This window comes from Larkinella soli, assembly GCF_003703975.1.
In the GTDB taxonomy this organism is placed as follows: Bacteria; Bacteroidota; Bacteroidia; order Cytophagales; family Spirosomataceae; genus Larkinella; species Larkinella soli.
Genome location: NZ_QTJY01000008.1, coordinates 306,119 through 312,642, shown reverse-complemented (window position 1 = coordinate 312,642; position 6,524 = coordinate 306,119). Strand labels below are relative to the sequence as shown.

Sequence of the window (6,524 nt, the reverse complement as noted above, 5' to 3'; positions counted from 1 at the left end):
GATTCTAATAATTAATTTGGTCTTGCACTAGTTTAGAGAATATCGTTCACCAACGCTCATGCTCGCGAGAAGCTTAAAAGGCATTACCAAGATGTTTATGAAAAGAATTAGTATTACGCAGTACTAGACTTTATCAGTTTTGAAGCTCCGAACAAAAGGCCAACTACTGATTACTCACTTTATTGAATGCTTTGCGGGATTGTGATACCCTTTTTCGCCAAATGGCTGAATCTCTTCCACATAAAGCTTTTACAGCTCCCGAACTTCTTTTCCGTAGTCAAGGGTAGCCCCGTCGTTTTGGGTTAGTTCAGTCAATACCTCAAAGACAAAGTTAACTTCACCAAACGTGTTCCATTCCTGTTGCAGTTTTGGGTTTCGATGGCCTCCCAAACGCAATTCCGAAAGATTTCTGTTCCAGATCGCATCTAGGTTAAGACTACTTCCAATAAACACTTTACCATTGACGATATTGCGAATCTGGAATACACCCATCCTAAATTTATTCTGTAGGTATTCTTCTTTTAACTCTTTTCTGGTTTTCATTATGTGTTGGTAGGTTATGTGCTACCCCGCAGCACTCATTCCTGGGTCAGATTTACGGTTTTAGATTTCCTTCGAATGCTGTGAACTGGATAGGCAATTTGGTTAATTTTGCTTTCTGCAAAATACAGGAAGCCCCTCTGAAATAACTATTCATCCATTTACTCAGCAAAAAAACTACATTAACCGTAGTCTATGACCTGCCAGCCGTCGATCTGCGGGGGTTAATCGTTTGTTCCCTAATGGGAGAAATGTTTATTCTTGAGACCATACTGGGTAATCTCGGCGTTAGGTAGGGCAGGGCTAACGCCCGGTTTGCGCATCGTAGGGATCATGATTGGCCTTCCTCCAATGGGATTGATTATTTCTGATCTATGGTGTCGTTTGAATTGCTTACTAATAGGCACTTTATAATCCTCTCCGATTCTATGACCCGACATGGATAAGCCCCATTTCGTTTCCGTCCGGGTCATAACCCATTACTTGGAGGGTATTGCTCCCAGGTAATTCTTGCGTTTTAAAATGGATGCCTCAGGCTGCCATCTGGGCAATGACCGATTCCAAGTCGGCCCTCATCCCATTCTAAATCGAGTGTCCGGCATGTTCTGGTAAGACAACAATGTAAATCAGCCGGTGATTGGCTACGGGCCAGACAGCTTCCACTTCGTTAGAAAAAAACGGGGTTCGCAACCGAAAAGCCGTTAATACCAATCAAGGGACACCTCATAATTGGAAACAGGTAGACCTGCCAATCAATCCTCTCCTAGTCCATTAAATGGACGTTTTACCTCTGACATAATCGATCAGCAATATGCTATGAAGATAAGAGTTTTTTTAACTAAATGTAAATCATATCGTTCAGACCTTCTTTATAGATTTGGCCTGACGGCCCTGGCGCCCCGGTGAGCCAAGGTCAAAAAATAAGTAAGCATCCGGAACTGCTTCTGGATATAGTCGATGGAACCCCGGGCCGCCGGTGCGGTTCAACGTAGGGGTTTTGCATCGGTTGGCCTAAGTGGATGGACTGACCCTCAATCTTCACGCCCCTACAGTAACGCCCAAAATCATTAGTGCCTGGTCCACTCGACGTAAGATCCCCCGTTTCGGGAGAACAGCTGCGTCATCCGGCCTCGATTTCATTCCCAACGAACCCCAATCCGCTTTCTAGGCCATGACCGCCGGGTTACAACGAGGTTGTGACCCGTTACAACCAGGTTACAACCTCGTTACAACGGGGTTGTAACTTTTTGAAGGGGAGTTGTAACGTGTTCCCATGGAGCGGCTGTCGAGGGGGTACTTTTACCCTGACGGTAACGGTATGGCCCACCATCGGGTGAGGGCTTGGAGGATGGAATAAGGCCAGGAGCTTCTCTCAGGGGCGGTTAAATTGATCCGAAGCGAATCGGTCAACGTGTCCTTCCTTCCCTGGCTGGCCTACGGATCGGCGAGAGAGCCGCGTTATCCTAAAAGAAGGCTTGATATCCTCTCTTCCACGCTCCTTTTTTGGAATCATGGGAAGTGATGGTTCATCGCGACGAACTCGAACTCATCGACGGCGGTCTTTCCTGCTGCTCTGGCTGGGCTGCGTCGGCGTGGTGCTCTACTTTCGGGAAGCGGCCAACATGGAAGCCGCCTACGGGCTAGCCATCACGCTGACGATGTTGATGACCACGATGCTGATGGCCTATTACCTCTACATCAAGAAGTATGCAGTCTGGGGGGTGATTCTGTTTGTGGTCGTTTACCTAGCCATTGAGGGCGCTTTTCTGGTCGCGAATCTGGAGAAATTTCCGCATGGAGGCTGGGTGTCGCTGCTGATCGGCTCACTCATCGCTGGGGTGATGTATATCTGGTTGGCGGCTTTTCTCATCAAGATGCGGTTGACCGAATACGTCCGCATCGATCACTACCTGCAACCCTTCAAGGAACTGAGCCGGGACATCAGCATTCCCAAATACGCCACCCACCTGGTCTTCATGAGCAACGCCGCCCGCCAATCGGAGATTGAAACGAAGGTCATCTATTCGATCTTTCAGAAGCGGCCCAAGCGGGCCGACATCTACTGGTTCATCCACGTCGATACGACCGACGATCCGTATACGATGGAATACAAGGTCAACACCATCGCCCCCGACGACGTCTACAAGATTACGTTCCGGCTCGGGTTCCGCGTCGAGCAGCGGATCAACCTGTTCTTCCGGAAGGTGATCGAAGACATGGTGAAAAATAAGGAGGTGGACATCACTAGTCGCTACGAATCGCTCAATCGGCAAAACGTGATCGGCGACTTCCGCTTCGTGGTGCTGGAAAAATTCCTCTCTTTTGAGAATGATTTGCCCCTAAAAGAGCGGTTGATAATGAACATTTACTTCTTTATCAAGGGCTTTACCACCTCAGAAGATCGTTGGTTTGGATTGGATAGTAGTTCGGTGAAAGTAGAGAAAGTGCCTTTAGTGATTCGACCGGTGGAGAATATCAGCCTGAAACGGGTGAGCTGAATAAAAGCAGGAAAGCCGGAGGCAGTTGTCTGCGACTGCGGGCAAGGCAAGAGGAGAGGCTCTGGCCAGCTTCCCCTTCGCCGCTGTGGATGTTGATTTTTAGACTGGCTAGTGCAGCTCTAATCAGAGCGCGGAGCAAGAAGCCTGATTCCCATCAGTCAACAGCCGATGATGCCGGTCCCCGGATCAGTGGAAGTCGAACCACTTATTCTCAAAAATGGAACTTTTTCTGAGACGAATTATAAAGATGCTTGGCCACTTATTACCGAAATCGTTTCAGTTTTCTCCATTCGCTTTATTAATCCGACTATCCCTTTCTGGTAAGGCTATGAAAACGCTCATCCACTGGCAAAACCTTAGACCCATTCATCGCTAAATCTGGGCAAGCGGCTCTTTCAAAGTAGGAAACTACATTCAAATCATCTGGATAGAAAGGATTTTGTTAAACGTATAAATTCCTGCTGATTGTCAGTTGATAGGGCTAAATGACCAGCTTGCGGTATGACCCATAATGCTGAATTAGGTAAGTGCCGGTGCATCTCGATGGCTCCATTCAGCCCCACTATCTCATCTGAATCACCATTTACAATGAGAACCTTTGTTGGTATTTTTTCTAAAACCGGTGCTGGTATGTTTATTTGATAATCTAAATTCGGGTTAAACAGCGCCCTAATCTGTTCTTCGCCTTGTGGGTGTTGCTCTTTGAGATAATTCTTGAAGGAAACCTCCAACTGCTCATAGCGAAAAGGCGGCTTGTCCTTGAGGCTCTCTTTGCCTATGTATCGGTTCGAGGTTCCAATCAATACCATCCGGTCAATCATACTCCCCTCCGAAGCGGCTACTTCCAGAGCTAGCAGCCCCCCATAGCTTAGACCGATGATCCTAACCGGAGCAAGATTCAATTTTTGGATCATTCCGCGAAGGTCGGCGGCAGCTCTCTGAATCGAGAAGTCTTTTGCCAAGGGTGAGGACTTACCATGTCCGCGTAAGTCAACCACATACACTTCATAGCTTTTAGCGTATTCGTCAATATATGGCTTCCAAAACGAACCGGTTTGTGTCCAGCCATGGAGCAGCAGCAGGGGCTTGCCTTGGCCAAATGTTTCATAATAGAGGCGAATACCATTAACTTCAATGGAATGAGGCTGACCACTAGGTTGAGAAAAGACCACCGTGACGCGTGTAAGAGACAAAAGGATGAGAATAAGTCTGAAAAGGTTTCTCATAAAATTGAATGGAAATGAAACCACGGTAAAAGTAAGTGATAAATACCGGCTTCAATAGTTACTTCAATAGAAAAGTGGGTGGTAGCTGCGGCCAACCTAGGCGAGCTTTAGGCGGGTCTTGTGCTTAACTTGTAGTCACGTCGGCCCTTCATGGGGTTGGCTATCCAAAAGCTATTTTGTTGTTCTCTTGCCTTTTCAGACCGCTTCGTGCTAAATGACTATGGATGAAGATTGAATGGAGGCTGTCTAATAAGCTTCTCGAATTAAACGTCACTTAGTAACTTAACTCTGTTTTAGACTGACCTCCTACTATTCTACTTGCTTTACTACTAAATCATCATGTTTGATTGGCGGTTGATTGCCCTTTTTGAGTACGTTTGCGGCGGCTTCTCCTATATCACAACGAAGATCTAATTTATGGTTTTAGCAATACATCCGGCGGCTTTCTCAATAGTCAGCTAAGTTTCGGTTTGGATGCCTGATATTGCTACTGAGTTGTCTTTTGAGAGTGTAAGCTTCCCAGTAATTGAAGCCTTACCTGAAATAGGACATTGAGTAACTAGACTTTCGTTATTTTTTGCATGGCATATTTCAATGGCGCCATTCCATCTAATGATTGATGAGGGTGAAAGCGATTAAAATGATCCATCCATTCATCAGATAGCATACGGACTTCTTCTAGTGATTCGAACAAATAAGCGTCTAACACATCTTCTCGATAAGTACGATTCAAGCGCTCAATATATCCGTTCTGCATAGGCTTTCCTGGTTGGATGTATTGAATCGTGATATGATGTGCCTCACACCATGCCTTGAATTTATCCGCCATAAATTCCGAGCCATTGTCTACCCGGATCTGCTTGGGTAAGGAACGCTCCCGGGCAATCATTTCTAAAACATCAATCACTTTCAGTGCTGACAACGAGAAATCAGCATGGGCCGCCAAGACTTCGCGACTACAATCATCCATGATCGTCAAAACTCGGATTTTGCGTTTATTCACCAAGGCATCTGAGAGAAAGTCCATGCTCCAGCATTGATTAACTTGCTGAGGAACCTGCAAGGGTTGCCTGACTCGAACCGGAAGTCTACGTTTATGTCGCCTTCGATGCTTTAGATTCAACAAGCGATACACCCGTAGTACCCGCTTACGATTCCATTTTATTCCCTCATTTCGAATCTTACCATAGTAATCATCGAAACCGCGAGTGGGGTAACAATCCGCATATGCCCGGAGTTTATCAATTACGGGCTGATCGTCCTTTTTGCTCTGATAGTACCATCTAGAGCGGTGTATTCCCACTACACGACAAGCCCTGCCTACCGACACATTTTCCTCTACCGCCCACTCGACCAACTCCTTCTGCTGGCAGGGCTCTACAGCTTTTTTTCGATGATCTCCTTGGCCAGTTTATAATCCAGGCTCAACTCCGCGTACATTTGCTTAAGACGACGATTTTCGTCCTGGAGGGCCTTAAGCTCTTTTAAATGAGACGATTCCATCCCATTGTATTTTTTGCGCCAATTGTATAAAGTGGCTTTCGAAATGCCGTACTCACGACAGACATCCATTGCCTCTCGCCCTCCTTCATACTGCTTGAGGATAGCCACGATCTGGGTTTCGGAGAAGTTTTTCTTTTTCATCTGACAGTTGAAATTAGCTCTTTTCAAGTCTAATCCTACACTGTCCTAATTACTGGGAAGCTTACAGAGCTCATCCACCTGATCAACACATTCCAGGAACAACACATCGGCTTTAAGAGCCTCAACGATGCCATCGATACGACCACGGCCCATGGCCGGCTCGTCTTCAACCTGTTTGCCTCGTTAGCGGAGTTTGAAAGAGATCTGATTCGGGAACGGACTCGGGCCGGCTTAGCCTCGGCTCGGGCTAGGGGTCGACAGGGAGGCCGGCCGAAAGGGCTCAGCCCAGAGGCTCAATCCAAGGCCCAGGCCGCCCGGACCCTGTTTGAGCAGCAGGAAAAGACGGCCCAGGAGATCGGGCAGTTGTTGGGTGTCAGCCGGGCGACGATTTACCGCTGGCTGAAAGAGCCTTCCCCGGCAAAAGCCAAACGCCAGAGCCCTCGGGAAGAACCGCTGCGGAGTAACCCAAAGGGAGGCTGGCTCATCGTAGGAAAGAAGGTCTATGCCGTGCAGGAAGATGGCACCTTGAAGCGTTTGCGGTTTTCCAAGAAGAGCCCTACCATCAAGGAGTAAGACGGAATTTGCTCAAGTAGATAGGCTTCCTTTCTTATTTCGG

General features: G+C 47.3%; 3 protein-coding genes and 2 pseudogenes. 2 read left to right on the top strand and 3 right to left on the bottom strand.

The window, feature by feature from the left end; genetic code table 11:
• Nucleotides 1–249: 249 nt before the first annotated feature.
• Nucleotides 250–543 carry a GIY-YIG nuclease family protein gene (locus DX909_RS16365; protein ID WP_128546263.1) on the bottom strand — a complete coding sequence of 98 codons (294 nt, stop codon included), beginning with the start codon at nucleotides 541–543 and terminating at the stop codon, nucleotides 250–252.
• A gap of 1,562 nt (nucleotides 544–2,105) precedes the next feature.
• On the opposite strand from DX909_RS16365, the pseudogene DX909_RS16360 reads away from it, so the two are divergent.
• Nucleotides 2,106–3,038, top strand: a pseudogene (locus tag DX909_RS16360) (KUP/HAK/KT family potassium transporter); the annotation flags it as partial.
• Nucleotides 3,039–3,457: 419 nt separating this feature from the next.
• On the opposite strand, the gene DX909_RS16355 reads toward DX909_RS16360, so the two are convergent.
• Together DX909_RS16355 and DX909_RS16350 are read right to left on the bottom strand one after the other, a co-directional pair.
• Nucleotides 3,458–4,264 carry an alpha/beta fold hydrolase gene (locus tag DX909_RS16355; protein ID WP_128546262.1) on the bottom strand — a complete coding sequence of 269 codons (807 nt, stop codon included), beginning with the start codon at nucleotides 4,262–4,264 and terminating at the stop codon, nucleotides 3,458–3,460.
• Nucleotides 4,265–4,823: 559 nt separating this feature from the next.
• Nucleotides 4,824–5,908: pseudogene (locus DX909_RS16350) on the bottom strand (IS3 family transposase).
• Nucleotides 5,909–5,956: 48 nt separating this feature from the next.
• Between DX909_RS16350 and DX909_RS16345 the strand changes: the two are divergent.
• Nucleotides 5,957–6,481 carry a recombinase family protein gene (locus tag DX909_RS16345; protein ID WP_128546278.1) on the top strand — a complete coding sequence of 175 codons (525 nt, stop codon included), beginning with the start codon at nucleotides 5,957–5,959 and terminating at the stop codon, nucleotides 6,479–6,481.
• Nucleotides 6,482–6,524: the final 43 nt, after the last annotated feature.